This is a genomic window from Motilibacter deserti, from assembly GCF_011250635.1.
In the GTDB taxonomy this organism is placed as follows: domain Bacteria; phylum Actinomycetota; class Actinomycetes; order Motilibacterales; family Motilibacteraceae; genus Motilibacter_A; species Motilibacter_A deserti.
In genome coordinates this window covers 1-1660 of record NZ_JAANNP010000219.1, presented here as the reverse complement: position 1 = coordinate 1660, position 1660 = coordinate 1, and the positions used below count along the sequence as shown (strand labels likewise).

The following is a 1660-nucleotide window of genomic DNA, read 5'->3' as shown; positions in this document are numbered from 1 at the left end:
CTGTCGTCGACCTCGACGATCCGCCGCCCGAGCCCCGACCGCTCGATGACCGCCCGCGCGGACTCGACCTCGGGCAGCTCGGGCACCGGGCGAGTGTAGGTCGGGCCCCGCCGCCGGGCCTGCCCGCCGCCCAGCCTCCTGCAGGCCGGCTCAGCCCTCCAGGCCGCCGCCGGACGCCCACTCCGCCAGCCGGCGCTCCGCCTCCTCCGGGCTCACGTCCTCCACCCGGGTCATGACCGCCCAGCGGTGGCCGTACGGGTCGTAGATCGAGGCGAACCTGTCCCCGGTCACGAACGTCGTCGGCGGCTCACGCAGCACCGCGCCCGCGGCGACCGCCTTCTCGGTCACGGTGTCGACGTCGCTCACGTAGATGCACGTCGAGCCGCTGACCCGGTCGTGGCCCGGCCCCGAGCTCGGCGCCTCCAGGCCGAACTGGTCAGCGGGGTCGCCGAGCTGCAGCCGGCCGTCGCCGAAGTCGAGCTCGGCGTGCGGGACGGTGCCGTCCGGCCCGTCCATCCGGCTGACGAGGGTGGCGCCGAACACCTGCTGGTAGAACTCGATCGCCTCCGCTGCCGGGCTGCAGACGAGGAACGGCGTGAGGGTCGTGTAGCCGTCGGGCTTCCCGTTCTCGATGCTCATGGCGGCACTGTGCCTAGACTCCGGCGGTGCCGTCTTGCACTAATGCGACACCTCCATGGCGCTGACGCTGAGCGCCGAGACGTGGGCGCGCACCGCGAGCCGCAAGGGGGTGCTGCGGCCCGACGAGACCGCAGCAGTCGCCGGGCTGCGCCGGATGCCGGACGTGTCGGAGCCGCTCGTCCCCTACGTCGAGCAGTACTGGTCGGTCTCCTGGGACCTGCCCGTGCCGCGGACCGTGCGAGCCGAGGTGCTGAGCCACCCCTGCGTCAACCTCACGGTCGAGACGGGCACGGCCCGCCGGTTCGGCGTCGACCTGCCGGCCGCCCTCGTGCACGGCGTGGTCACCCGGCGCTTCGCGGTGGACCTGCGCGGCTCCGGCGGGGTCAGCGCGTTCAAGTTCCGCCCCGGCGGGTTCGCGGCCTTCAGCGGTCGGCTGCCTCACCGCGACTCGGTGCGGCGGCTCGAGGGCGTACGCGGCCTCGACCCGGCGCGGCTCGTGCGCGACGTGCTCGCCGAGGGCTCGGACGACGTACGCGCCGCGGTGCTGGACGCGGCACTGGCCCCGCTGGCCCCCGAGCCCGACGATTCGTACGCGCTGCTGCAGGACGTGATCGCCGAGATGGTGCACGACACGACGCTCGTCCGCGTGGACGCCGTGGCGGCGCGGGCCGGGCTCGGCGTCCGCTCCCTGCAACGGCTGTTCGCGGCGTACGTCGGGGTGCCGCCGAAGGCCGTCCTGGCTCGCTACCGGCTGCAGGACGCGGTGGCCGCCATCGACGCCGGGAAGGTCGAGGACCTGGCCGGGCTCGCGGCATCGCTGGGATGGAACGACCAGGCCCACTTCAGCCGCGACTTCCGGGCGGCGGTCGGCGTGACGCCGGGGCTCTACCTGCGGCGGGCGCGGCAAGCCCGGCCCGTGCCGGCGTGAGGGCTCAGCTGCGCGCGCGCCCGACCGCGCGCGGACGCGGGACGTACTCGATCCCCCGGACCTCGGCGGCGGCTGCGGTCCCGTCGAGGCCGT

General features: G+C 75.1%; 2 protein-coding genes. One reads left to right on the top strand and one right to left on the bottom strand.

Annotated elements, in window-relative coordinates; all coding sequences use genetic code 11:
• Positions 1-150 precede the first annotated feature (150 nt).
• Entirely contained in the window at positions 151-639 is a 489-nt protein-coding gene (locus G9H71_RS22580; RefSeq protein ID WP_166284993.1) for a VOC family protein, read from the bottom strand.
• Between the two features lie 55 nt (positions 640-694).
• Between G9H71_RS22580 and G9H71_RS22575 the strand changes: the two genes are divergently transcribed.
• The gene (locus tag G9H71_RS22575) at positions 695-1567 is read left to right on the top strand and encodes a helix-turn-helix domain-containing protein (protein ID WP_166284992.1); all 873 of its coding nucleotides are present in this window, start codon (positions 695-697) and stop codon (positions 1565-1567) included.
• The last annotated feature ends 93 nt before the right edge of the window (positions 1568-1660 follow it).